The organism is Halobacillus sp. B23F22_1 (assembly GCF_043497005.1).
Lineage (GTDB): Bacteria > Bacillota > Bacilli > Bacillales > Halobacillaceae > Halobacillus_A.
Window position 1 is genome coordinate 618489 of the sequence record NZ_JBIEKE010000001.1, and the last position, 25946, is coordinate 644434.

Below are 25946 nucleotides of genomic sequence, written 5' to 3' on the forward strand. Positions count from 1 at the left end.
GGGAGGACGTTGTATGGAAAAGCCAACGGTCTATCAGTCAAAGCACCCGATTCGCTTTGTGACGGCATCAAGCTTATTTGACGGACACGATGCTTCAATTAATATTATGCGCCGCATCCTTCAATTTACAGGAGCAGAAGTGATCCACCTTGGACACAATCGCTCAGTAGAAGAGGTCGTGAACGCAGCTATTCAGGAAGATGTACAGGGAATCGCCATTTCATCCTATCAAGGCGGTCATGTTGAATATTTTAAATACATGGTGGACCTGCTTCGTGAAAAAGGAGCAGGGCACATCCGCGTCTATGGAGGAGGAGGCGGTGTTATCATCCCGCGTGAAATTAAAGAACTTCACGATTACGGGGTAGCTCGTGTCTTTTCTCCAGAGGATGGACGTGAACACGGATTGCAAGGCATGATCAACGTAATGATGGAAGAATGTGATTTTCTTCCGCCGTTAAACAATATAGAAGAAGCGGTTTCGGATTTAACAAAAGGCGATCATCAATCAATTGCCCGGTTCATTACGTATGTCGAGAATACGCCGAAGGAAGAGCGGGAAGCTGTCGCCACTTTTGAAAGCGTTGTCGAACAATCGGTTGAAAAGAAAATTCCAGTACTCGGTATTACAGGAACAGGCGGGGCTGGTAAAAGCTCGCTGACGGATGAGCTGATTCGCCGGTTTGTGAACGAACTTCCTGAGAAGAAAATAGGAATTCTGTCGGTCGATCCCACGAAAAAGAAAACAGGCGGGGCTCTGCTTGGCGATCGTATTCGGATGAATGCGATTTTTAACCCTCGCGTCTACATGCGTTCATTAGCCACAAGGGAAGCCCGCTCGGAGTTGTCCTCAGCTGTAGAAGAATCGATTCAAGTGATGAAAGCAGCGGGAATGGACTTTATTATCATAGAAACGAGCGGAATTGGCCAGGGTGACGCTGCAATTACGGACATCACTGACCTTTCTATGTACGTGATGACAGCTGAATTTGGAGCACCATCTCAGCTTGAGAAGATCGATATGATTGATTTTGCTGACTTTATTGTGATTAATAAATTTGAACAAAAAGGGTCGGAGGATGCGTTAAATCAAGTACGTAAACAGTATGAGCGCAGTCATATGCTGTTTCATGAAGATGCGTCCAAATTTCCTGTGTACGGAACGATTGCCAGTCAGTTTAACGATCCGGGCACGAACACCCTGTTTGCCGGCATCGTTGATAAGCTGAATGACGACTATAACTGGCAGGATGGAACGACCCTTGAGCGCGTGGATAAAGTGGAGAAACAAAATGTCATCATTCCTAATGAACGCAAACAATATTTGCGTGATATTTCGTTAGCTGTGCGCGACTATCATAAGCATGCGGATGATCAAGCCGAGCAGGCGCGTAAACTGTATCAATTAAAAGGTACGGTAGCGCTGCTTGACGATGAGCAGCAAAAAGAAAGTATTCAGCGGTTAATCGAAGACTATGAAGAGAAGCTGGATCGTGAAGCGACGACTCTTTTAAACGACTGGGACGATCTGCACGAGCGTTACAGCGGCGATACGTACACGTTTAAAGTACGGGAAAAAGATATTACGATGGACATTACGACAGAAAGTATCTCTGGACTTAAAATTCCCAAGGTTGCGCTTCCGAACTATCACGACTGGGGAGATCGTTTATTGTGGCTGATGCAGGAAAACGTTCCCGGAGCTTTTCCATTTACGACAGGTGTTTTTCCATTCAAACGAAAGGGAGAGGATCCGAAGCGTCAGTTTGCTGGCGAAGGAACGCCTGAACGCACGAACCGTCGATTCCACTATTTGTCTGAAGGTGATGACGCCAAACGTTTAAGTACGGCTTTTGACTCGGTAACGCTTTATGGTGAAGATCCTGATGAACGACCGGATATTTACGGAAAAGTCGGTGAAAGCGGCGTAAACATTTGTACACTGAAAGATATGAAAAAACTGTATTCAGGCTTCGATCTCGTGGACCCGACCACGTCCGTTTCCATGACGATTAACGGGCCGGCTCCCATTATTTTAGCCATGTTTTTCAATACAGCGATCGACCAGCAGTTAAACAAATTTAAAGATGACAATGGTCGTGAACCAAATGAAGAAGAAGCGGTTCAAATTAAAGAAGACACCATTAAAGTAGTCCGGGGAACGGTGCAGGCGGATATTTTAAAAGAAGATCAGGGACAGAATACGTGTATTTTCTCCACTGAATTTGCTTTGCGCATGATGGGGGATATTCAGCAGTATTTTATCGATCATGAAGTGCGTAACTATTATTCCGTTTCGATTTCCGGCTACCACATTGCCGAAGCCGGTGCGAATCCGATCACCCAGCTGGCCTTCACGCTTGCAAATGGCTTTACGTATGTGGAATATTATTTAAGCCGCGGAATGGACATTAATAAGTTCGCGCCAAACTTGTCCTTTTTCTTCTCCAATGGGCTGGATCCGGAGTATACTGTGCTTGGACGCGTAGCACGCCGTATTTGGGCCATCGTTATGAAAGATAAATACGGAGCGAATGAGCGAAGCCAGAAGCTGAAATACCACATTCAGACATCAGGGCGTTCTCTGCATGCCCAGGAAATTGATTTTAATGACATTCGTACGACACTACAGGCCCTTATCGCGATTCAGGATAATTGTAATTCCCTTCATACCAATTCTTACGATGAGGCGATCACTACGCCGACGCAGGAGTCGGTGCGACGTGCGATGGCGATTCAGATGATCATTAGTAAAGAATTCGGATTAACGAAAAACGAGAACTCTTTGCAAGGGTCCTATATTATTCGTGAGCTGACAGATCTTGTGGAAGAAGCTGTCCTGCAGGAATTCGAACGTATCAACGATCGCGGCGGCGTATTAGGCGCGATGGAGCGCCAGTACCAGCGCGGAAAAATCCAAGAGGAATCTTTATATTACGAAGGTAAGAAGCATTCAGGAGAACTGCCGATTATCGGAGTCAATACGTACTTGAATCCAAACCCGCCATCGGAAGAGGAAATCGACTCTATGGAGCTTGCCCGCGCTTCTAAAGAAGAGAAAGAGCACCAAATCACAGAGCTGCGCAGTTTCCAGCGAACGAATGAAACAGAGGCCGACGCTGCTCTGAAACGACTGCAGCAAGTCGCTAGCGGCGGAGGAAATATTTTTGCTGAATTAATGGAAACGGTAAAAGTCGCCAGCCTCGGCCAAATTACGAATGCGTTGTATGAAGTAGGCGGTCAATACCGCCGCAATATGTAAGCTTTGCCACGCTTTACTTTATGGGCAGCGTCAGCTTATAGAGATGATCATATGGTAGTTTCCTTCATTTTTGTCTGAAGAAAAGGAACAGGAAAAAGCGCCGCTTTCCGCGGGGCAAGACGGAAAGTCTCCTCGGTCTGCGACCTCCGGGGCCACTCCTGTCTGCTCGTCCCGCAGGAGTCGGCACTTTTTCCGTTCCTTTTACCAAATAGACTTTTGTGAACTAAGGTAGAATGGATGCCCTCCTATAAACCCTCTTTCTTATAAGGGCACAGCTTTAGTAAGTGTTTTTAGTGATCAATTATCGTTAAAGGGTTTTAGGAAACGGCGAGACTTTTATGGGAAATACGAATAAGGTGTGACCCCGGAAGGCGTAAGCCTGAGGAGGCACACCAATCGCCTATGAAAAGGGAGTCGTTTCCTAAAACCCTTTATTCTACCTAATAAACCTGTTACTTCTTCTGTTACAAAGGAGGGAGGACCTTTCCACTCCTGGCGGAAAGAAAAAAGCTTGGGAATTCACTTCCTTTCCAAAGATAGAGCGAAATAGATGTAAAAAACGAGCCTCCAAAGGAAGCTCGTTTTTTCTATTAATGCCCGCCGCCGACGGAATCATCATCGTGTGCTTGATTAATATCTACCATATACGGTTGTTTCTGCCCGTACCACTCATAAGTGACTTCGTAATCTTCATCTTCTTCAAGAACCATCCATAGGCTCTCGTCTTCAACGACAATCTCTTCGCCGTCGATCGTCACATAGTACCCGTTATCATCGTGGCTTTTCTCTTCAAGTGTCGCCTCGGTTAAATGTTCTTCATAAATATAACCAAAACTCATGTAAAGCCAAATACAAACAGCAATGATTAGAATGATGGTAGCAATCCAATTAAAAGGGTGTGCTTTATTAAGCATGATTTGACTCTCCTTTATGCGCATCCTTGCTATTATTTTACGCTAAAATTGTACCACCACCAAATAAGATCGTCTATTCCATATAGAAAGATTGATTTTTGTTAAAGCTAACCATATAATGAGGGGTATGATTATATGTCATTCGTATGCCTGTACGCTTGCATTTGAATGATTAAAGGAGTGCTAGGATCGTGACGATTAAAGAATTAAGCAAAGAGCAGATTGAAGAAATTTCCATGATTAGACTGGCTACGATCATTTTAGAGGATGAAAGAGAAGCGAAAGACTTTAATGATATTTTTGAACAAATCGCTAATCTTAAAAACTTCAGTGAATCTCAGAAGGAACAATATATTGCGCAATTCTATACGGATTTAAACCTGGATGGCAGTTTTATGACCATAGGTACAAACCGCTGGGGATTAAAAAACTGGTACCCAGTTGAACAACTGGAAGAAGAAATCGCCGCTCTGCCGCAGAAGCGTAAGAAGAAAAAGAAAAAGAAGAAGCCTTCCAAACTGCTTGAGGACGAGGTTGGTGTAGAAGGTTACGATGATGAAGAAGAAAGCGAACTGGATGAGATTGAATTGACAGATGAAGATCTTGATCTTGACGACGATAGTGCTTTTGAAGGTGACTATGATGAAGATGATCTCGACGAAGAGGAAGAAGAGGTCGTTCAAAATGATGTCAGCTTCATTGGTGATGAAGACGAGGAAGATGAATCCTAAGGTTGACTTTCAAATGCCGAATGAGTATTATTTTATTTGGGCTCTTTAATTTTTTGAACGTTAATAACGCTCCCCTTTCGTGGGGAGCGTTTTTTGTTTTTCTCTGACACATACTATAGGTATGTCTTTTTCAATAGATCGAAAAGCCAACCAAATGAAATCAATAGAAAGAGGGATACTCCATGGCAACTAAATATATTTTCGTAACAGGCGGCGTAGTCTCGTCTTTAGGAAAAGGGATCACAGCAGCATCGCTGGGTCGCTTGCTAAAAAACCGAGGTCTTAAAGTAACGATTCAAAAGTTCGACCCATACATTAACGTCGACCCAGGGACGATGAGTCCCTATCAACACGGTGAAGTTTTCGTAACGGATGATGGGGCGGAAACGGACTTGGATTTAGGTCACTACGAGCGTTTTATTGATATTAATTTAAATAAATTCAGTAACGTGACAACAGGGAAAGTCTATTCCAATGTGATTAAGAAAGAACGCCGCGGGGACTACCTTGGCGGCACGGTTCAAGTTATTCCTCATATTACCAATGAAATCAAAGACCGCGTATTCCGTGCAGGGCATGAGACGAATGCGGATGTGGTGATCACTGAAATTGGCGGCACAGTGGGGGATATTGAATCCTTGCCATTCCTGGAAGCCATCCGCCAAATTAAGAGCGACATCGGACGTGAGCACGTAATGTATTTACACTGTACACTTGTGCCTTATTTAAAAGCTGCAGGGGAAATGAAGACAAAACCTACACAGCACAGTGTAAAAGAGCTTCGTTCATTAGGGATTCAGCCTGATGTTATCGTTCTGCGTACTGAGATGGAAATTTCCGAAGATATGAAAGAGAAAATAGCCCTTTTCTGCGATATTAATAAAGGAGCTGTTATTGAAGCGGGAGACGCAGATACGTTGTATGATGTGCCGCTTACGCTGCAGCAGCAAAAGCTTGATGAATTGACGTGTAACCATTTTGGCATGGAAACCGAGCCTGCGGATATGACCGAGTGGAACAAGCTCGTCAATCGCGTAAAAAACTTACAAGATAAAGCAACCATCGGCCTTGTTGGTAAATACGTGGAACTGCCGGACGCCTATATATCCGTTGTAGAAGCATTGAAGCATGCGGGCTACAGCTATGATGCCGATGTTCAAATTAAATGGGTGAATTCTGAAGAAGTCACGGCTGAAAACGTTGCAGAGCATTTATCAGATGTGGATGGCATCCTTGTTCCTGGAGGATTTGGAGATCGTGCGATTGAAGGGAAAATTCAAGCGATACGTTACGCCCGTGAACAAAAAGTACCTTTCCTTGGTATTTGTCTAGGGATGCAGTTGGCAACGGTAGAGTTTGCTCGTCATGAACTCGGGCTTACAGGTGCCCACTCAGCCGAGATTAACCCAGCTACACCTCACCCGATCATTGATCTGCTTCCAGAACAAAAAGATGTTTCTGACCTTGGTGGAACGCTGCGCCTTGGGATTTACCCTTCTCGCTTGAAGCACGGAACAAAAGCAATGGAAGCATACGGAGAGGAAGTCGTGTACGAACGCCATCGCCACCGTTTTGAGTTTAACAACCATTACCGTGAACAAATGGAAGAAAACGGATTTATTTTCTCCGGCACGAGCCCGGATGGACGACTGGTAGAGATCATCGAAGTCGAAGATCACCCATGGTTTGTTGCCAGCCAATTCCACCCAGAATTTAAATCTCGTCCAGAACGTCCACAGCAGCTGTTCCATGGCTTTATCGGAGCTGTAATGAATACGAAGTAATCAAAGACTGTCTTGGGAGTTCTTCCGTTTCAGGTAAGAACTTTTAAGGCAGTTTTTGTATTTCATAAAAATAAAATGAAATGAATATTTATACTTAATTCGAGGGATTACCTCAAAATGTTACAAAATAATATTTTCTCGAATTTTGGAAGGAAAGCAAAGAATAACCAAGTTTTTAGGAGTATTTACTACTTGATCGATGAGGATTATTTTTAATCCTATCACTTTTTTTCAAAAAATGAAGGATTACGGCAGGAGTATGTAGAAATATAGCCTAAAAGCCTTAATGAGTATAGGAGATGCATGTTTCTGTGGAAAGGTAGTGAAAAAAAGATGGGAAACAAAGTGCTCGTAGTAGACGATCAACCAGGCATACGCCTGTTGCTTGAGGAATTGCTGAAAGGCGACGGCTATGAAATCATCACAGCAAAAACAGGAAAGCAAGCATGTGAACAAGTTATTGAACATCATCCAGATCTTATCTTAATGGATTATAAACTACCGTTGATGAGCGGCGGAGAAGTGCTCCAGTATTTGCATGATCAAAACCTTCATCAGCCTGTGTTAATAATGACAGGGCTCTCCCCGGCTTCAATAGAAGAAGATACGGATTATTTCTTTGTAAAAGAGATAATATCAAAACCATTTGATATCCATATGATGCGTGATTTAGTAGCAAAATCCATTTCTAAAGAGAAACTATAATCTTTTTTTGGCATGTAAGCGTTATCTATTTTGATTGCTGTTGCACCTTCTTTAGGGTATTGGTATTCTAATACTGTACATCAGCTTACATGACATATTTTTGTTAAAAACGTACAATGATATGTTGGTAATAGATAAGATACATTTTTAAAGGAGGATCTTTCATGCCGTTAGTTTCAATGAAAGAAATGCTAGAAAAAGCTAAGGAAGAACGCTACGGAGTAGGACAGTTTAACCTAAACAACTTAGAGTACGCTCAAGCGATTCTTCAGGCTGCTGAAGAAGAACAATCGCCAGTTATCCTTGGGGTATCTGAAGGTGCTGGACGTTATATGGGAGGATTTAACGTAGTCGTAGCCATGGTTAAATCTCTTATGGAGTCCTACGGTACGACTGTTCCTGTAGCGATTCACTTAGATCACGGTTCCAGCTTCCAGAAGTGTGCGGAAGCAATTCATGCTGGATTCACTTCTGTAATGATCGACGCATCCCACGATCCTCTAGAAGAGAACATTGCTGTAACTAAAAAAGTGGTAGAACTTGCACACATCCACGGAGTTTCTGTTGAAGCAGAACTTGGACGTGTAGGCGGGCAGGAAGATGACCTGATCGTTGATGATGCAGAAGCAGCATACGCAATTCCATCTGAGTGTAAGCAGCTCGTTGACGAAACAAATGTTGACGTATTTGCCCCGGCACTAGGTTCTGTACACGGCCCTTACAAAGGGGAGCCGAATCTAGGATTCGACCGCATGGAAGAAATTATGGGAATTGTGGACAAGCCGCTTGTTCTTCATGGTGGAACAGGAATCCCTACAGCTGATATTAAGAAAGCTATTTCTTTCGGTACAGCAAAAATAAACGTAAACACAGAAAACCAAATTTCTCAAGGTAAAGCTGTACGTCAAGTACTGGCTGAACAGCCTGAGCAATATGATCCACGTAAATATCTTGGACCTGGCCGCGACGCGATCAAGGAAACAGTTATTGGAAAAATGCGTGAATTTGGTTCTTCTCAAAAAGCATAAGGATCGAAAAGGAAGCCGTTACGATGTAGCGGTTTCCTTTTCCACATGTATGAAAACGCCATCATTCGACAAAATCTAATTCAGGGAGAGGGTTAAATATGAAATTTTTCATTGATTCAGCCAATATTTCAGAGATAAAAGAAGCGAATGCACTCGGTCTTCTGGACGGAGTAACAACGAACCCAAGTTTAGTAGCTAAGGAAGGAGTATCTTTTCACGATCGACTGCGTGAAATTACAAGTGAAGTAACGGAAGGGTCGGTAAGTGCGGAAGTGATTTCACTGGACGCAGAAGGAATGCTTCAGGAAGCAAAAGAGCTCGCGGCGATCGCTCCAAACATTACGATTAAAGTGCCGATGACACTGGAAGGTTTAAAAGCTGTTAAAGCATTAAGCGATTTAAATATTAAAACAAACGTAACGCTGATTTTCACAGCTAACCAGGCCCTTCTTGCAGCACGTGCCGGTGCCTCTTACGTCTCTCCATTCTTAGGTCGTTTGGACGATATTGGCCAAAACGGGGTGGAGCTAATTGCTCAAATTGCAGAGATATTCGACCGCCACGGGATTGAATCTGAGATCATTGCAGCATCAATCCGACACCCTATGCACCTTACAGAATCCGCATTAAATGGAGCCCATATCGCCACTGTTCCATTCAAGCTATTTGAACAAATTGTTAAGCATCCGCTCACTGATCAGGGTATTGAAAAATTCTTAAATGACTGGAATAATCAAAAGTAACGAGTCAATTGGAAAAACATGCATACACTAAGGTCAGAATCTTTACCTTAAAGTGAGGAGTTACTCATGAAAAAACTTTTAGTAGAAGGTGGAACTCGCTTGCGCGGCCAGGTCCGCGTAAGTGGAGCAAAGAACAGTGCTGTAGCTTTACTTCCTGCAGCGATTTTGGCGAATTCAAAAGTAACCATTGAAGGGCTTCCTAATATTTCTGATGTTCATACCTTATCAGATTTATTGGAAGAAATAGGCGGTACCGTGCGTAAAGATGGACAAACTTTAGAAATTGATCCATCAGAAATGATCTCGATGCCGCTTCCGAATGGCCGGGTGAAGAAGTTAAGAGCTTCCTATTACTTTATGGGAGCCATGCTTGGACGCTTTAAAAAGGCCGTAATTGGTCTGCCGGGCGGTTGTCACTTAGGCCCAAGACCCATTGATCAGCATATTAAAGGCTTTGAAGCATTAGGTGCTGAAGTAACAAACGAGCAAGGTGCGATCTATTTAAGAGCCAATGAGCTTCGTGGAGCTCGCATTTATTTAGACGTGGTCAGTGTGGGAGCTACCATTAACATCATGCTGGCTGCTGTAAAAGCCAAAGGCAAAACAGTGATTGAAAATGCTGCGAAAGAGCCGGAGATCATTGACGTGGCTACGTTGCTGGCTAGTATGGGTGCTAAGATCAAGGGTGCCGGTACAGACGTCATCCGTATCGAAGGTGTAGAAGAATTAAACGGCTGCCTGCATACGATCATTCCAGACCGTATTGAAGCAGGAACATACACCATTATGGCTGCAGCTCAAGGCGAAGAGATGATTATTGATAATGTTATTCCTCAACACCTTGAATCCTTATTGGCGAAGCTTAGAGAAATGGGCGTCACGATTGAAGAAAATGATGACCAGCTCTATGTCAAACCAGGAAAAGCCTTAAAGAGCGTCGATATTAAAACGCTCGTCTACCCAGGGTTCCCAACGGACCTGCAGCAGCCGTTTACAACGCTTCTGACAAAGGCAGGCGGCACAGGAGTCGTAACCGACACCATTTATCAAGCCCGCTTTAAACACATTGATGAATTACGGCGAATGAACGCTTCGATTAAAGTTGAAGGAGGATCGGCGATCGTTGCCGGACCATCTCAGCTGGAAGGAGCTAAAGTGAAAGCTTCTGACTTACGAGCTGGCGCTGCACTTGTCATTGCTGGTTTGATGGCAAAAGGGATCACTGAAATCACAGGTGTCGACCATATCGAAAGAGGATATGAAAACATCACGAACAAGCTAATCGAACTCGGCGCCAACATCTGGTATGAGGAAATGTCTGAAGAAGAAGTTGAACAATTCCAAAACTCTTAATTTTATATACTGTGGTATTAGCACAGAATGTAGTGAGAGCACTTCGGTACCAGATACACAAAACCAAATAAGGCTCAATGAATCTTATGAGACGATTGTGTACCTGGTACCGTTACAGCAACAGCGGAAATAGAGGAAAAGCAGCAATAGCACAGCATATCGTGAGAGCATAACGGTATCAGCAATGAATGTAGTGAGAGCATTCGGTACCAGGTACACAAATCCAATTAAGCATCAATGCATCATATGAGGCGATTGTGTACCTGGTACCGCTCTGCTATACCGTCATGATACCGCCACATAAATTACTCCTGAATTCACCTGCCTGATAAAATTCTTGAATCCTTATCCTAACAAGTTGTACAATGTATATTGTTTCTTAAAAGATAAATAAATCGTAACCTCTGCAGACTTCATTTACCTTCCAACCCATCTTCACGTATTCATCCAAACATAAGATTGTCAACAGGATCGATGATTGAAGGCACGCTCGGGTATACAATATCTACAGGTCAAAAATAAATTAAAGTGGTGATTATGTGTCAGAAGTAACAATTTCAAGTTTAGAAACGATGACCTTGAAAAAACTCTACTCTTTAGCTAAGCAATTCAAAGTTTCCTATTATGCGAAGCTAACAAAACGAGAGTTGATTTTCGCAATTTTAAAAGCGCAGGCAGAGAAGGATGGCTTCTTATTTATGGACGGGATCCTAGAGATTATTCCGTCAGAAGGATTTGGGTTCTTACGCCCAATTAACTATTCACCAAGTGCCGAAGATATTTATATTTCAGCTTCTCAAATTCGTAGATTTGATTTAAGAAACGGCGACAAAGTTTCCGGGAAAGTTCGCCCTCCTAAGGAAAACGAACGCTATTACGGTTTGCTTCACGTGGATGCTGTAAACGGGGAAAATCCGGAAACAGCAAAGGAACGTGTTCACTTTCCAGCTTTAACTCCTCTTTATCCCGATCGTAAAATGACGCTGGAGACAGAAAGCAAAAAGCTTTCTACGCGGATTATGGATATCATGGCGCCAGTTGGTTACGGGCAGCGTGGCTTAATCGTCGCTCCACCTAAAGCAGGAAAGACGATGCTTTTAAAACAAATGGCGAACAGCATAACCACCAATCATCCAGAGGCAAAATTAATTATTTTACTTGTCGATGAACGTCCAGAGGAAGTAACAGACATCGAACGATCTGTTGCGCCGGATGTAGATGTGGTCAGTTCAACATTTGACGAGGTGCCAGAGAACCATATTAAAGTAGCAGAGCTCGTTCTGGAACGAGCGATGCGCCTGGTTGAACATAAGCGTGACGTTATCGTGTTAATGGACAGCATTACCCGTCTTGCCAGAGCTTACAACTTAGTAATCCCGCCAAGTGGGCGTACACTTTCTGGCGGTATTGATCCAGCAGCCTTTCACCGCCCCAAACGTTTCTTCGGTGCAGCGCGTAATATTGAAGAAGGCGGGAGCTTAACGATTTTAGCGACGGCGCTCGTTGATACGGGTTCACGCATGGACGATGTTATTTATGAAGAATTTAAAGGAACAGGTAACATGGAGCTCCATCTGGACCGCAGCTTAGCGGAACGCCGCATCTTCCCGGCGATCGATATCGTTCGTTCCGGAACACGAAAAGAAGAACTGCTTCTTCCGAAAGCCGAACTGGATAAAGTGTGGGCCATCCGCAAAACGATGTCTGACGCCCATGATTTCTCCGATCGTTTCTTACGCAGACTGCGTGCTTCGAAGACCAATGAAGAATTTTTCGAGCTTATGGATCAGGATATGCAAGGGAAGCAGGGCAAGCCAGCAAAAGCAGGAGCTAGAAAATAATAATGCAATTAGGCTGTTGCATTGACAATCTAGTGCTGATATAATCTTTCTATGTGAGTTTTAGTAAAAGGTGTAACGACTAACCTTCGAAGGCTCTTACAATAACTCTGTTTCAAAAGGATTCAGGGCAAAAAGGAGTGGAAGAACATGAAAGAGGGAATTCATCCAGAATACCGTAAAGTGGTATTTCTAGACACAAGTTCTGATTTCAAGTTTATAAGCGGATCTACACAATCATCTGACGAAACGATCGAGTGGGAAGATGGCAACACATACCCATTGATCCGTGTTGAAATTAGTTCAGAGTCTCATCCGTTCTACACAGGCAAACAGAAAGCTGACAAAGCTGGCGGCCGTGTTGATCGCTTTAAGAAAAAATATAACCTTTCATAATAATGAATGGACACCTTCTAAGGTGAACATTGATAATTTTGAGCAAAAACAGGCAAATATCAAACCGTTTGCCTGTTTTTTGTTAGTAAAAAGAAAAGTGGAAAGGGGCGGTTTAGGCCTGACACGCGTAAGCAAAACCATGCAGTGGCTGTCTATGCCACGTAATGGGATTGCTTACGACGCGAAGACCTGCCCCTTGCAGCTGGACAGTAAGAAAAGCGCAGGCGAGTGTTCAGGAGCGTACGCATAAGCAAACCGGCGAAGTGAAGTGTTCTTTCTTCACGTAGCCGGGTTGCTTATGTCACTAGGTCCTGCGAGACGGAGCTGGACAGTAAGAAAAGCGGAAGCGGCCTGGGAGACACGACACGCATAAGCAAGCTGCCGCAATCGGGTGTTCTTTGCCGATGGAGGGAGATTACTTATGGCGCGAGTGTCTGGCCGCTGGAGAATACTAAATAAGTGAATGGTTAGGAAACCTTCGCTTCGGCAATAAATAAAACAGAATGAATTTTAAAAGCTGTCCTGAGGCGATCAGCTGTAACGTTCGCCAAAGGGAGAGCTTTTTTAATGACGTGTAAGTAGGAGAAGGGAGCGGCAGTGAACGTGTATGTAATGAAGCAAAGTGGTTGGGTTGAAGTCATCTGTGGAAGTATGTTCAGTGGGAAATCGGAGGAACTCATTCGTCGTGTACGTAGAGCTACATATGGAAATTTGTCCGTTCGCGTATTTAAACCGGCAATTGACAATCGTTATAAGGAAGATTCCATTGTCTCTCATAACGGAACTTCTGTACTGGCTCGTCCAGTTAGTGAATCCCTCGCGATTCTTCCGGAAGTTGGCGATGATGTGGATATTGTAGGGATTGATGAAGTACAGTTTTTTGATGACAATATTGTAGAAGTCGTCGAATGTTTGGCGGATCGAGGAATCCGCGTTATTGTCGCCGGACTTGACACTGATTTTCGTGGAGAGCCATTCGGGAAAGTTCCGGAGCTCATGGCGTTAAGCGAAAGTGTTACGAAACTGAATGCAATTTGTCCCGTCTGTGGTTCACCTGCCAGTCGAACGCAGCGTTTGATCAATGGAGAGCCTGCATCCTATAATGATCCGATTATTTTAGTAGGTGCTTCTGAATCGTACGAGCCGCGCTGCCGTCACCATCACGAAGTTCCTAATAAACCCAGGCAAGAGCAAGTGAAGGCTCATGCTGAAAGCTATAAATAGATCTCAAAAACCCGTTTGCTTATTAAAGTGAAGCGGGTTTTTACTATAGTAATTTAATTTCTAATAATGGGGGAGATTAAACGGCAGCGTCGTGCTTCCAATGTGCTCGTCTCTGTTTTTGAAGCCCAGAAAAAGGAATTTATATAGTATAATCAATAAAAAAGGGGAATACTCATGACCTCATCGAACGAACGATTAAAAGAGGCGCGACTGTTGAAAGAGTGTTCTGATGCTTATGTTTATGCTGTAGAAGTAAACGATAAAACAGAGAACAGCTGGGCCATTGATTCGTCGATTGAACTTTGCACCCAGTGTGCGCAGGAAAGCCTTGAAATTAGAAATAACAGTAAGATTTACGATTTATGTTTAGAGTATGTCCGTTTATGTGAAAATATAAGAAATACACAATTCGGTCGATGGAGGAATCAACATGCAGACGAAGAACGCGAATTCAAATCAGTCAAAGGGATGTCGAAATGAATATGACGCTCTGAAGAAGGTGCTGGTTAGTAAACCTGAACATATGAAGATCACTGAAATTATTAATGAAACACAGAAGCATTTCGCCAACGAAAATATAGATATTGATTTAGCGGTGAAACAACATACACATTTTGTAAAAGTCCTTCAAAGCCACAATATTCAAGTCGACTACTTACCAACAAGCCCTCAGCTTAATGAACAAGTTTTCACGAGAGATATAGGGTTCTGTATAGGAGATCAAATGTTTGTTTCCTCTCTTGCCAGTGATGTTCGCCAGGAAGAGGTTAAGCCGCTGCTTGATTTTCTGGAAAGAGAAGACGTCACGTTCACGAGACTTTTTGGCCCTTCGATTGAAGGCGGAGACGTTATTATTAATCATGGCACCATTTATGTCGGAATAAGTGATCGGACGAGTATGGCAGCCGTTGAACATTTGCAAAAAGCGCTTCCTGAATATGAAGTCATCCCATTAAAACTGCGTGACGATATTCTGCATTTAGATTGTGCGTTCAACATTGTTAATGAGCATACGGCTCTCATACACTCACCTGCTTTTGAGCAGCAGGATGTTCAGTTGTTAAAGGAGACTTTTCACTGCATTGAAGTTGATGAAAAAGAGCAGTTTCAAATGGGGACCAACGTTTTATCTATTGGAGAGCAGCTGGTAATCAGCCTTCCACAAAATCCAAACGTCAATCAACAGCTTAAGGATGCTGGTTTTATTGTCGTGGAAGTGGATTTATCAGAAATTATAAAATCTGGCGGTTCCTTTCGCTGCTGTACACTGCCGATCGCACGAAAATCATAAAGATCTAAAGCATAATCATCCTCTTCTCGGTCAAACTAGAAAAAAAGAGAAGAGGTGAATTTATGTTTCGATGGGCAGCTATTCTTTTTCTTCTTTTCATCGTAGGATGCGGACAAAATCTGGAGGAATCTCAAGGTCACACGAACCGTCAGGATATTATGAATATGGGATTAGAAGATGATCCGTCTACGACCCCGACGAATCCGCGTTCGATTGAGCGCGTTGGTGATACGTGGGGCGAGAAAGAAATTCGTGATCAAATGCGTGAAGCCGCTCTTACCATTGAAGGTGTGAATGTGGAGCGTATTATTTTAGAACAAGACAATGCGTGGGTAACAGTGAGAGTAGAGGAACAATTAACAAAAGAAGAACATGAGCAATGGAGCGAGAAAGTCGCTGAAAAAATAAGTAATGCCGTTCCTGATTACAATGTTACTGTAAAAGTAAACGCACAATAACAGCTATTAAACGGATGTGGTTGTAACCGCAACCTCTCTATAATATAATTGTACTGTTATGGAGAAAGAGGTGCATACCATTGATCGAACGTTTACAAACCTTAGAAGATCGCTATGAAAAACTCAATGAGCTTTTAAGTGATCCAGAAGTGATATCAGATACGAACAAGCTGCGAGAATATTCGAAAGAGCAGTCAGGCTTAGAGGATACAGTGACGGCTTATCGTGAGTATAAAGAAGTCACCGAGCAGCTTGATGACGCAAAAGCCATGCTTGGCGACAGTATGGATGATGATATGGAGGAAATGGTCAAAGAGGAAATCAGCGAGCTTTCCGACCGGAAGTCGGAACTGGAAGAGCGTTTGAAAATTTTAATGCTTCCTAGCGATCCAAATGATGATAAGAACGTAATTATGGAGATCCGCGGAGCAGCAGGCGGAGACGAAGCGTCGTTGTTTGCCGGTGATTTGTACCGTATGTATGCCCGTTATGCGGAGTCTCAGGGATGGAAAACGGAAGTCATTGAATCGACACCAAATGAAGTTGGCGGCTACAAAGAAATTATTTTCATGATTTCAGGTGACCGTGCCTATTCTAAAATGAAGTTCGAAAACGGCGCTCACCGCGTCCAGCGTGTACCGGAAACGGAATCAGGCGGACGTATTCATACTTCGACGGCTACGGTTGCTGTATTACCGGAAACGGAAGAAGTCGAAGTCGAAATCCATGAAAAAGACATACGTGTGGACACATTCGCATCCAGCGGCCCTGGTGGTCAAAGTGTAAACACGACGATGTCTGCTGTGCGTCTGACGCATGAGCCAACGGGAATTGTGGTTTCTTGTCAGGATGAGAAATCACAAATCAAAAACAAAGAAAAAGCGATGAAAGTGCTTCGTGCCCGGGTTTATGATAAATTTCAGCAGGAAGAACAGGCAAAATACGATGAAAACCGTAAGTCTGCCGTTGGAACGGGCGATCGTTCTGAGCGCATTCGAACGTACAATTTCCCGCAAACGCGTGTAACCGATCACCGTATTGGTTTGACACTGCAAAAACTTGATCAAATTTTGCAAGGGAATTTAGATCAGATCCTCGATGCTCTGCTGATTGAAGAGCAGACGAAAAAACTAGAGTCGATTGGTGAATAACATGAAACAGACAACGATTGAGGAAGCCCGGCGCTGGGCTTCTCTTTTTTTGAAACAGCATAATCGAGAGCCGCGTGTTGCTGATCTGCTGCTGGAAGATTTATTTGAGCTCAACACGGCGATGCTGATGGCTTATGAACGGGATCCTTTTCCTAAAGAGCAGCTAGATCGCTTCACTTCGTACGTCAAGCAGCATGCGCAAACCGGTATTCCAGTGCAGCATTTGATTGGCGAAGCTCATTTTTACGGTCGCGTCTTCAATGTAAACGAACACGTTCTTATTCCCCGTCCTGAAACGGAAGAGCTAATCGAAGGTGTCCGCCAGCGCCTTCAGCCAGGTGATCAAACGATAGCTGATATCGGCACAGGCAGTGGAATTATAGCGATTACTTTACAACTGGAAACAGACCGCCGCACGCTTGCGACGGATCTGTCTAAGGAAGCATTGCAAACGGCCAAGGTAAATGCGGATAGTCACGAAGCCCGTATCGAATGGTTTTGTGGAGATTTTCTTGAACCGCTTCGGGATGAAACTATCGACGTCCTCGTGTCCAACCCACCATACATCGCTCACGACGAAACACTTGATGACACGGTGAAAAATTTCGATCCCGCCCTTGCGCTATTTGCTGATAACGGTGGGCTTGCGGCCTATCAAACGATTATTCAACAAATCGCTCGCCGCGCGCAGAAACCAAGAATGATCGCTTTCGAAATTGGACATCAACAAGGAGAAGCCGTCAAGCAGTTGATCCACAGCCAGCTAGCAAACTATCAAGTGTCCATTGAAAGAGACATTAATAAGAAAGAGCGGATGATTTTCGCAATATTAGATTCATAGGTTTAAATCTATTCCCCCCTGACCACAATAGTTATCAACAGGGAGGGAATTTTTTATGAAAAATGTCATTATTATTCTTATATTATCCACAGTGTGCTGGACCACCCTAATTTTCGGAGCTACAGAAGAAAAGGCAGACGGAGCGGAATATCAAGTGATTCCGGATGAAGCGATTCGGCTTAGAATTCTCGCTGATAACAATGATCCTAAGGCCCAGCAGTTAAAGCGTGAAGTACGTGATGAAGTGAATGCTGAGATTACAGAATGGGTAGAATCCTTAACGTCGATCGAAGCTGCGCGCTTGTTAATTCAACAACGCATCGATGAAATAGATAAGATTGTAGAAGAAACTATCCAACGCTCAGGCGCTGAGCAAACTTATACGGTTGATTACGATTCAAACGTGCAGTTTCCCACAAAGCTTTACGGCTCTTACGTTTATCCAGCTGGTGAATACGAAGCGATATTAATTACGCTTGGTGAAGGAGAAGGGGACAACTGGTGGTGTGTACTCTTCCCGCCTCTATGCTTCTTAGACTTTTCTAATGGTACAAGTGTAGCCGAAGAAGAGGACGTCAGTGAAGAAGTAGAAGAAGACGAAGAAGAAGAGAAGGAAGTGGAATTTTTCCTCGTGAAGATTTGGAATAAGTGGATAACCTAGCATAATAGGCGCCCTCATTTCATAGAGTAGTAGAAGAAAGGTGGGTGCCTATGTATATTGAAAAAGTTCAAGCTGGTGAGGAAAGCCAGTACGCTATTAAAAAAGATCGTACGGAAGTCGGGCGATTTATTTTAAGTGAGCAAGGCAATGGAGTTAAACGATTAAGGAATTTACAAGTTGACGGGGATGTCTCCAAAACAGGCATTCTCTACGTGTTTGAATTGATCCAGCAGTATATTCAAAAAGAAAACATTCAAGAGATTCAAGTGAAAAGTCATTCGAAAGAATTGGACACGTTACTTCTCCATCAACAATTTGAATTGAAAGACGGAAAAGAACAATTGTGGACGTATCGTGTGAATTGTTGATAACTAACCGAGTTATTCACAGTCGGGTATTATTTAGTGGATAACTTGTGGATATATAAAATTTCAACGAACGTAGGGATGGCTTTTATCTTATGGATATGTGGATAAAGTTGTGGGTAAGTTGAGGATATCCTGTGAGTAATGTCTGGATTTGCGAATTAACACTCAATTCTTCATAATAGATAGAGATATGAATGAGAAACGCGTTGATTAAAGGAGCAATCAGGCATGACAATGCAAACGAAACGATGGCAGCGCACAACCACAATAAATGAACAGCATCATGTAATTGAAGAAGCAGCGGCTCTGTTGAGGGATCAACAGGTCGTTGCTTTTCCTACGGAAACCGTATATGGCTTAGGGGCTGACGCTACGAGCGAAACAGCCGTTCAGCGTATTTTTGAAGCGAAAGGAAGGCCAGCAGACAATCCGCTCATTGTCCACGTCGGCGATCGTTCTCAAGTGGAACAGCTGGTGACGCATATTTCAGAAATAGCAGACAAGCTGATGGATCAGTTCTGGCCGGGACCTTTAACACTTGTGTTACCAAGTAATCATAAGGCAGCCCGTAATGTGACAGCAGGTTTAGACACTGTCGCTATTCGTATGCCGAGCGATCCGATCGCACTGGCTCTTCTTAAAGAAACGGGTTTGCCACTAGCCGCTCCAAGTGCCAATCGTTCTGGCCGTCCGAGCCCGACGGACGCGGCTCACGTACAGCAAGACTTAGATGGCAGGATTGCAGGAATTGTGGATGGAGGACCAACAGGTGTCGGGGTGGAGTCGACGGTTCTGGATTGTACGACAGAAGTCCCGATTATCCTTCGGCCAGGCGGCGTAACTAAAGAAGATTTAGAAACATTTATCCCCAATATTGTAATGGACCCGGCTTTAGCGGATCAAGCGGAAGACCAGCCAAAGTCTCCAGGGATGAAATACACACATTATGCTCCAGAAGCCCCGCTTTGGTTAGTGGAAGGGGATGATGAGTTTTTTCGGCATCAACTTGAATCTATGAAAGCAAAAGGGCAGCGAGTGGCTGTTATTGCCAGCCGGGAGCTTTCCGGTCAATTAAATCATGAGTATGTCACGTCTTGTGGCTCCCGTAAACAATTGAAGGAAGTCGCGGGAGAACTTTACCGCGCGTTAAGATATTACAAAAAAGCAGACGTTGACCTCATCTTATGTGAGTCTTTTCCAGAACACGGTGTTGGAGTGGCGATTATGAACCGCCTGCGCAAGGCTGCGACACAGAAAATTATACAGTACTAATCATACGCCCCATCTCCTTTGCATACTTTACAGTAGCATGTCCAAGGAGGGGGCTTTTTTCGTGGAATTAGAAAATCTGACGTCCATTATTCTCTTATCGATTGCATTAGGTATGGATGCATTTTCCATTTCATTAGGGATGGGAATGCAATCTGTTCGTTTAAAATATATAGGAATCGCTGGTTTGCTCGTAGGATTGTTACATATGGTGATGCCTGGTCTCGGCATTCTTTTAGGAAAATGGCTTTTCGTTAATGTAAGTGAATGGGCCTCACTGGCAGGAGGGTTTTTACTTTTGACTTTAGGCCTCTATACCTTATTTGCCTCTTTTACGGAAAAACATTCCCCTGCTCATTCGATGGCAGGTTTCGGGTTGTGGGTTTTTGCCTTTAGTGTAAGTATAGACAGCTTTCCAGTTGGATTTAGTCTCGGTTTACACAATATGAACCCGATCGTATCTATCTTCTCCTTTGGCATGATGAGCACGGGGTTAACTTGGCTTGGTTTCCTCGTCGGCAGACGTGCGACAAGCTACGTAGGTGCTTATAGCGAAATCCTCGGCGGCAGCATTTTGTGCGCCCTTGGATTCTATACCATATTTTAATATAAAAACCTGTGTTAAAATGGTAAAAGATGATGTTAAGGGGAGGATCACCGATGAATGTACTGTTTATTTGTACAGGGAATACGTGCCGCAGTCCAATGGCAGAAGCGATTATGAAAGCAAAAGATAATAAAAATAATGTAAAATCCGCTGGGATCTTCGCTGATGTAAATCAACCTGTGGGACCTAACACGGTCGAGGTACTGGAGGAAATCGGATTACACTTCGATAATACATCAACGCCGGTATCCCTTGAGCTGCTAAACTGGTCACATATTGTACTCTGCATGACAGAGAGCCATAAACAAACGTTAGCCTTACAATATCCAGATCTTCAGCATAAATTTTTTACACTAAAAGAATATGTTCTTATCGATGAAGATCAATGGAGACACTTAACAGATTTATATGCTCAATTTGAAGAAAAACGAGCGTGGGTGCTCAGCCAAGCCGATGAGAACTTAAATGAAGTGGAACTTGAGCAGCATTTACTAAAAGAATTAAATGAAGAGATTCAAGCGATTCAGCAAGCGGAGGATAAGCTGCCAAATCTAAACATTACAGATCCGTACGGCCAAAGTGTACAAGTCTACCGGGAAACGCGAGAAGAATTAGAGAAAACGATTCATCTGCTAGTAGAAAAATTAGAAAACGAGAAAGATTCATAAATCCACTGAAATGTCCTGTTCATTGTTTTGAATAGGACCTTCTCATATCCCCCTCTTTTAAATAGGAAGTTTCTCCTTTTTTTTAATACACCCAATGAAACCCTTTTAACTGCCCTTTATTCGATTGACAGCTTGCGTTATACCTGTCACTATAAAATTGACGAATGGAATATTGGATAGAGGAGAGTGTGACCAGCATGAAAGTCATTATCGCTTCTGATCATGGCGGGGTTAACCTGCGCCGTGAAGTAGCAGAAGTTTTAGAAGAGTTGGGTATCGAATATGTAGATTTAGGATGCGATTGTGAAGGATCCGTTGACTATCCCGATTATGCCCTCCCGGCAGCAGAACGAGTAGCGAGCGGGGAGTTTGATAAAGGCATTCTGATTTGTGGGACAGGTATTGGTATGTCGATCTCGGCAAACAAAGTTAAAGGCATTCGTGCTGCACTCGTTCATGATCTGTTCACGGCAAAAGTGACACGTGAACACAATGACTCCAACATGCTCTGCATGGGAGAACGTGTCATTGGCCCCGGGCTTGCTCGCGAAATCGCGAAAACATGGGTCCAGGCTGAATTTGAAGCAGGAAGACACAAAAATCGCATAAATAAGATTGCCGAATACGAGAATAAGTAATAGAATGTATAGATAAGTGTAACGAGTGAGAAATCAACATTTCAGCAAATAAAGGAGATGGCCCAAATGGCAGATGTAAAGGCGATTCAGCAGGATACAGCTAATGTTGCTCGGCAGCTCCTGGAAACCGGTCATATGAGAAACGGATTATTTGTCGTTGGTTGCTCCACCAGTGAAATAGCAGGTGAAAGAATAGGAACATCAGGAAGTGAAGCGATCGCAGAAGTGTTGTTTGAAGAATGGCGCAAGTTCTCAAAACAATCAGGTGCCGATCTCGCTTTTCAATGCTGCGAGCATTTAAACCGCTCGCTCGTTGTCGAACGGGAAGTTCAACAAGCTAACGGGTACACAGAGGTGACAGCGATCCCTGTCTCAGACGCAGGAGGATCCATGGCATCTTATGCTTTTAAACACATGGACGACCCTGTGCTTGTAGAAACCGTTCAAGCCCAAGGCGGCGTCGACATTGGAGATACTTTAATCGGGATGCATTTAAAACGCGTCGCCGTACCGCTTCGTATCGAACAAAAGTCAATTGGCCACGCCCACGTCACGGTTGCTCGAACACGCCCGCCGCTCGTTGGCGGCGCACGAGCTATTTATGAACGCTAACAAGGAATCGGAGAGAGGGGATTTTTTACAAATGGAACATGTAAAACGTTCAGATGAAGAACTGTACAATGCGGTAATGGATGAAAAGAATCGTCAGCAGAACAATATCGAACTAATTGCCTCGGAGAACTTTGTGTCAGAAGCAGTAATGGAAGCGATGGGTTCTGTACTAACGAACAAATACGCGGAAGGCTATCCGGGCCGCCGTTACTACGGAGGCTGTGAGCACGTAGACGTAGCAGAAAACTTAGCGAGAGATCGTGCGAAAGAACTCTTTGGCGCTGAGCACGTAAACGTACAGCCTCACTCCGGTGCACAAGCGAACATGGCTGTTTACTTTACGATTCTAGAGCCAGGTGACACGGTGCTGGGAATGAACCTGAGCCACGGGGGACACCTTACCCATGGAAGTCCGGTAAACTTCAGTGGAACACTCTACAATTTTGAAGAATACGGCGTTGACGAAAAAGACGAACGCATTGATTACGATGCTGTTTTAGAAAAAGCAAAAGAAGTAAATCCTAAGCTGATCGTAGCAGGTGCAAGTGCGTATCCACGTGAGATTGACTTTGCTAAATTTAGAGAAATTGCAGATGCAGTGGATGCTTATCTTATGGTAGATATGGCTCACATCGCCGGTCTGGTAGCATCTGGTCTTCATCCAAACCCGGTTCCACATGCTCAATTTGTGACAACTACCACTCATAAAACGTTGCGCGGACCACGCGGCGGAATGATTTTATGTGAAGAACAATTCGCGAAGAAAATTGACAAAACCGTATTCCCAGGCATGCAGGGCGGTCCTTTAATGCACATTATTGCTTCGAAAGCTGTTTCTTTTAAAGAAGCACTTCAGCCAGAGTTCAAACAGTACTCCCGCCAAATCATTAAAAACTCGAAGCAGCTTGGTGAAACACTGACTGAAAACGGCGTACGTATCGTTTCAGGCGGAACGGACAACCATCTGCTGCTGCTTGATTTGCGTGAAGTCGGTTTAACAGGAAAAGTTGCTGAAAAAGCACTAGATGCTGTAGGGATTACAACGAACAAAAATACGATTCCATTTGACCCAGAAGGACCATTTACGACGAGCGGCATTCGTATTGGTACTGCTGCTGTAACAAGCCGTGGTTTTAAAGAGGATGAAATGAAAGAAATCGGTAAATTGATTGCTTTCACACTAAAAAACCATGACAACGATGAAAAACTAAAAGAAGCAGCGGAACGTGTAAGTGAACTCACTTCCCGTTTCCCACTATACCAATCACTTATGCCAAGCACCCCATAATGAACGTTAAAAGTCTACCTGTAAATAGGTGGGCTTTTTTTCTACTGGAGAAAGAAGGTCGGTACCAGGTACGCCGAAATAATAATTGGTACCTGGTACCGCTGTTTTGTCTCGGCGTACCTGGTACCGGCAGGATCTTCACCACCATCCCTTGCTCTTTATCGACTTTTTCTGTACAATTATCGGGATGCAAACTATTAAAAGGAGTGACTGACATGGGAAAAGTATATGTTTTGGACCATCCATTAATTCAACACAAGCTCACGTACATACGGAAGAATGAAACAGGCACAAAGGATTTCCGCCAGCTCGTAGACGAAGTAGCTGCTTTGATGGCTTTTGAAATCACGCGCGACCTTCCGCTCGAACAAGTTGAAATTGATACCCCTGTGGTCTCGAACGCCCAAGCCCAAGTACTAACAGGTAAAAAGATTGGTCTAATTCCTATTCTACGCGCAGGACTGGGTATGGTAGATGGAATTATCCAGCTTATACCAGCTGCAAAAGTCGGTCACGTCGGACTTTATCGTGATCCTGAAACCCTTCAGCCCGTTGAATATTATGTGAAGCTTCCAAGCGATATTGAAGAACGTGAACTGATCGTCATCGATCCTATGCTTGCCACCGGAGGTTCCGCCAACGAAGCGATCAATTCCATTAAAAAACGCGGCGCACGACAAATTCGTCTCATGTGTCTCGTAGCTGCACCTGAAGGGGTGGAAGCTGTGCAGGAAGCTCATCCTGACGTCGACATTTACCTCGCTGCAATGGACGACAGATTAAATGAAAAAGGCTACATCGAACCAGGTCTCGGCGACGCCGGCGACCGTCTATTTGGCACGAAGTAAGGAGACTTCCATGATTAAAGTCATGACCATATTCGGTACAAGACCTGAAGCCATTAAGATGGCCCCGCTCGTTTTAGAATTGAAAAAAAGGTCAGAGCAATTTGAACCCATCGTCACAGTGACCGCTCAGCATAGACAAATGCTTGATCAAGTGTTGAAGATTTTCAGCATTGAACCGGATTATGATTTAAACATTATGAAGGATCGTCAAACGCTGGCCCAAGTCACTACACGAGCACTTACGGGACTTGACGGCGTCATGAAAGAAACAAAACCGGATATTGTGCTCGTTCACGGGGATACAACGACAACGTTTGCTGCTTCTCTTGCCGCCTACTACAATCAAATCCCGGTAGGACACGTCGAAGCGGGCTTACGTACGTGGGATAAATATTCTCCTTTTCCCGAAGAGATGAACCGTCAGTTAACAGGGGTCATGGCTGATCTGCATTTCGCGCCGACGAACAAATCCCGTGATAATCTGCTAGCTGAAAATAAACCGGGTGAGCACATTTTTGTAACGGGTAATACGGCGATTGATGCGTTAAAAACGACAGTTGATGAAAACTACACTTCAGAAGTACTGCGATCCGTCGGCGAAAATACGCGTCTTGTGCTTATGACAGCCCATCGACGCGAGAATCTCGGCCGCAACATGCAGCAAATGTTCCGCGCGATTAAGCGTCTCGTTGTGGCACATGAGGACGTAGAAGTCGTTTATCCTGTACACTTAAATCCGGCAGTTCGAGAAGTGGCGGATGAAATTTTAGGGGAAGACGATCGCATTAAATTGATCGAACCGCTTGATGTTATTGATTTTCACAATTTCGCAGCCCGCGCCCACCTGATTTTAACGGATTCAGGAGGCGTTCAAGAAGAAGCTCCATCTCTTGGTGTACCTGTCCTTGTCCTGCGTGATACAACCGAACGGCCTGAAGGTATTGACGCAGGCACCTTGAAGCTGGCGGGTACAAACGAAGATCACATCTTTAACCTGGCTCATGAACTTTTATCAAATGAAGAAAAGCATAAGTCCATGGCAAAAGCTTCTAATCCTTACGGCGATGGTCAGGCTTCCGCTCGCATAGCTGAATCGATCCGCTACTTTTTCAAAGAGAGAGCAGATAAGCCGGCCCCCTTTGAAACAGAATAAAAAAAGGCTCTTTAACCAAGAGGCTTAGTCTGTCGAAAAAGATGTACTTCTATAAGTATGAAGGAACAGGAAAAAGCGCCGCTTTCCGCGGGGCAATACGGAAAACCAACCCTGG

At 44.0% G+C, this 25946-nt stretch carries 27 protein-coding genes; 26 read left to right on the forward strand and 1 reads right to left on the reverse strand.

Going from position 1 to position 25946, the window contains the following annotated elements; genetic code table 11:
• Positions 1 to 13 precede the first annotated feature (13 nt).
• A complete protein-coding gene (icmF, locus tag ACGTNH_RS03040; protein ID WP_394584911.1) occupies positions 14 to 3262 on the forward strand; it encodes a fused isobutyryl-CoA mutase/GTPase IcmF in 3249 nt (1082 codons plus the stop codon).
• A gap of 590 nt (positions 3263 to 3852) precedes the next feature.
• On the opposite strand, the gene ACGTNH_RS03045 is transcribed toward icmF, so the two are convergent.
• Complete coding sequence (locus tag ACGTNH_RS03045; protein ID WP_394584912.1) at positions 3853 to 4176, reverse strand: hypothetical protein; 324 nt, start codon at positions 4174 to 4176, stop codon at positions 3853 to 3855.
• Positions 4177 to 4367: 191 nt separating this feature from the next.
• On the opposite strand from ACGTNH_RS03045, the gene rpoE reads away from it, so the two are divergent.
• The 25 genes from rpoE to wecB all read left to right on the forward strand — a co-directional run bounded on the left by rpoE (position 4368) and on the right by wecB (position 25831).
• Complete coding sequence (gene rpoE, locus ACGTNH_RS03050; RefSeq protein WP_394584913.1) at positions 4368 to 4907, forward strand: DNA-directed RNA polymerase subunit delta; 540 nt, start codon at positions 4368 to 4370, stop codon at positions 4905 to 4907.
• Positions 4908 to 5089: 182 nt separating this feature from the next.
• Positions 5090 to 6691 (forward strand): CTP synthase, encoded by a 1602-nt coding sequence (gene pyrG, locus ACGTNH_RS03055; protein ID WP_394584914.1) that lies wholly within the window; start codon positions 5090 to 5092, stop codon positions 6689 to 6691.
• 333 nt (positions 6692 to 7024) lie between these two features.
• Complete coding sequence (locus tag ACGTNH_RS03060; protein WP_394584916.1) at positions 7025 to 7396, forward strand: response regulator; 372 nt, start codon at positions 7025 to 7027, stop codon at positions 7394 to 7396.
• A gap of 164 nt (positions 7397 to 7560) precedes the next feature.
• Positions 7561 to 8424, forward strand: coding sequence for a class II fructose-1,6-bisphosphate aldolase (gene fba, locus ACGTNH_RS03065; protein WP_394584917.1), 864 nt, complete (start codon positions 7561 to 7563; stop codon positions 8422 to 8424).
• 98 nt (positions 8425 to 8522) lie between these two features.
• Positions 8523 to 9167 carry a fructose-6-phosphate aldolase gene (fsa, locus tag ACGTNH_RS03070; RefSeq protein ID WP_394584918.1) on the forward strand — a complete coding sequence of 215 codons (645 nt, stop codon included), beginning with the start codon at positions 8523 to 8525 and terminating at the stop codon, positions 9165 to 9167.
• A gap of 66 nt (positions 9168 to 9233) precedes the next feature.
• Complete coding sequence (gene murA, locus ACGTNH_RS03075) at positions 9234 to 10520, forward strand: UDP-N-acetylglucosamine 1-carboxyvinyltransferase (protein WP_394584919.1); 1287 nt, start codon at positions 9234 to 9236, stop codon at positions 10518 to 10520.
• A gap of 539 nt (positions 10521 to 11059) precedes the next feature.
• On the forward strand, positions 11060 to 12361 hold the full coding sequence (rho, locus tag ACGTNH_RS03080) for a transcription termination factor Rho (protein WP_394584921.1): 1302 nt from the start codon (positions 11060 to 11062) through the stop codon (positions 12359 to 12361).
• A 147-nt stretch (positions 12362 to 12508) separates the two neighbouring features.
• Entirely contained in the window at positions 12509 to 12754 is a 246-nt protein-coding gene (locus ACGTNH_RS03085) for a type B 50S ribosomal protein L31 (RefSeq protein ID WP_394584922.1), read from the forward strand.
• Positions 12720 to 13004: a hypothetical protein gene (locus ACGTNH_RS03090; protein WP_394584924.1), complete on the forward strand. Its 285-nt coding sequence runs from the start codon at positions 12720 to 12722 to the stop codon at positions 13002 to 13004. Before ACGTNH_RS03085 ends, ACGTNH_RS03090 begins: the two co-directional genes overlap by 35 nt.
• A 353-nt stretch (positions 13005 to 13357) precedes the next feature.
• Positions 13358 to 13978: a thymidine kinase gene (locus ACGTNH_RS03095; protein ID WP_394586123.1), complete on the forward strand. Its 621-nt coding sequence runs from the start codon at positions 13358 to 13360 to the stop codon at positions 13976 to 13978.
• A 174-nt stretch (positions 13979 to 14152) separates the two neighbouring features.
• Entirely contained in the window at positions 14153 to 14458 is a 306-nt protein-coding gene (locus tag ACGTNH_RS03100; RefSeq protein WP_394584925.1) for a hypothetical protein, read from the forward strand.
• The gene (locus ACGTNH_RS03105; protein WP_394584926.1) at positions 14409 to 15269 is read left to right on the forward strand and encodes a dimethylarginine dimethylaminohydrolase family protein; all 861 of its coding nucleotides are present in this window, start codon (positions 14409 to 14411) and stop codon (positions 15267 to 15269) included. The genes ACGTNH_RS03100 and ACGTNH_RS03105 overlap by 50 nt, the downstream gene beginning before the upstream one ends.
• Before the next feature lie 62 nt (positions 15270 to 15331).
• Entirely contained in the window at positions 15332 to 15727 is a 396-nt protein-coding gene (locus tag ACGTNH_RS03110; RefSeq protein ID WP_394584928.1) for a hypothetical protein, read from the forward strand.
• Positions 15728 to 15807: 80 nt separating this feature from the next.
• Positions 15808 to 16878, forward strand: coding sequence for a peptide chain release factor 1 (prfA, locus tag ACGTNH_RS03115; RefSeq protein WP_394584929.1), 1071 nt, complete (start codon positions 15808 to 15810; stop codon positions 16876 to 16878).
• A 1-nt stretch (position 16879) separates the two neighbouring features.
• Positions 16880 to 17719 carry a peptide chain release factor N(5)-glutamine methyltransferase gene (gene prmC / locus ACGTNH_RS03120; protein WP_394584930.1) on the forward strand — a complete coding sequence of 280 codons (840 nt, stop codon included), beginning with the start codon at positions 16880 to 16882 and terminating at the stop codon, positions 17717 to 17719.
• 55 nt (positions 17720 to 17774) lie between these two features.
• Positions 17775 to 18380 (forward strand): stage II sporulation protein R, encoded by a 606-nt coding sequence (spoIIR, locus tag ACGTNH_RS03125; RefSeq protein ID WP_394584931.1) that lies wholly within the window; start codon positions 17775 to 17777, stop codon positions 18378 to 18380.
• A gap of 50 nt (positions 18381 to 18430) precedes the next feature.
• Entirely contained in the window at positions 18431 to 18748 is a 318-nt protein-coding gene (locus ACGTNH_RS03130; RefSeq protein WP_394584933.1) for a hypothetical protein, read from the forward strand.
• A gap of 234 nt (positions 18749 to 18982) precedes the next feature.
• Positions 18983 to 20020 carry an L-threonylcarbamoyladenylate synthase gene (locus tag ACGTNH_RS03135; protein WP_394586124.1) on the forward strand — a complete coding sequence of 346 codons (1038 nt, stop codon included), beginning with the start codon at positions 18983 to 18985 and terminating at the stop codon, positions 20018 to 20020.
• A gap of 61 nt (positions 20021 to 20081) precedes the next feature.
• On the forward strand, positions 20082 to 20624 hold the full coding sequence (locus tag ACGTNH_RS03140; RefSeq protein ID WP_394584935.1) for a manganese efflux pump MntP: 543 nt from the start codon (positions 20082 to 20084) through the stop codon (positions 20622 to 20624).
• 53 nt (positions 20625 to 20677) lie between these two features.
• A complete protein-coding gene (locus tag ACGTNH_RS03145; RefSeq protein ID WP_394584936.1) occupies positions 20678 to 21292 on the forward strand; it encodes a low molecular weight protein arginine phosphatase in 615 nt (204 codons plus the stop codon).
• Positions 21293 to 21489: 197 nt separating this feature from the next.
• Positions 21490 to 21930: a ribose 5-phosphate isomerase B gene (rpiB, locus tag ACGTNH_RS03150; RefSeq protein ID WP_394584937.1), complete on the forward strand. Its 441-nt coding sequence runs from the start codon at positions 21490 to 21492 to the stop codon at positions 21928 to 21930.
• Between the two features lie 66 nt (positions 21931 to 21996).
• On the forward strand, positions 21997 to 22542 hold the full coding sequence (locus tag ACGTNH_RS03155; protein WP_394584938.1) for a TIGR01440 family protein: 546 nt from the start codon (positions 21997 to 21999) through the stop codon (positions 22540 to 22542).
• A 31-nt stretch (positions 22543 to 22573) separates the two neighbouring features.
• Entirely contained in the window at positions 22574 to 23830 is a 1257-nt protein-coding gene (gene glyA, locus ACGTNH_RS03160) for a serine hydroxymethyltransferase (protein ID WP_394584940.1), read from the forward strand.
• Between the two features lie 215 nt (positions 23831 to 24045).
• Positions 24046 to 24678, forward strand: a complete 633-nt coding sequence (gene upp / locus ACGTNH_RS03165) for a uracil phosphoribosyltransferase (protein WP_394584941.1) — start codon at positions 24046 to 24048, stop codon at positions 24676 to 24678.
• A gap of 10 nt (positions 24679 to 24688) precedes the next feature.
• Entirely contained in the window at positions 24689 to 25831 is a 1143-nt protein-coding gene (gene wecB, locus ACGTNH_RS03170; protein ID WP_394584942.1) for a non-hydrolyzing UDP-N-acetylglucosamine 2-epimerase, read from the forward strand.
• Positions 25832 to 25946: the final 115 nt, after the last annotated feature.